This is a genomic window from Pseudoalteromonas sp. SIMBA_162, assembly GCF_046535955.1.
In the GTDB taxonomy this organism is placed as follows: Bacteria; Pseudomonadota; Gammaproteobacteria; order Enterobacterales; family Alteromonadaceae; genus Pseudoalteromonas; species Pseudoalteromonas marina.
This window is the reverse complement of the sequence record NZ_JAWJBQ010001316.1, coordinates 1-232: the sequence shown is the minus strand read 5'-3', so window position 1 is coordinate 232 and position 232 is coordinate 1. Positions and strand designations below refer to the sequence as shown.

1 protein-coding gene is annotated in these 232 nt (G+C 68.1%); it reads left to right on the top strand.

All coding sequences use genetic code 11. The annotated features are described in order from the left end of the window. Positions 1-232: Sir2 family NAD-dependent protein deacetylase (locus R0J88_RS23910; protein ID WP_410901446.1), on the top strand; the 232-nt coding region annotated here is incomplete at both ends.

Below are 232 nucleotides of genomic sequence, written 5' to 3'. Positions count from 1 at the left end.
CCGGCATGTGGTGGTATTCAGCGGTGCCGGGGTCTCGGCGCAAAGCGGCATCCCGACCTTTCGTGACGCCCTGACCGGCCTGTGGGAACACTTCGACCCGGCGCGCCTGGCCACCGTGCAAGCCTTTCGCGAAGACCCGGCGCTGGTCTGGGGCTGGTATGAATGGCGACGCCAGAAAGTGCTCCAGGCCCAGCCCAATCCAGCCCATCTGGCCCTGGCCGAACTGGCCCGG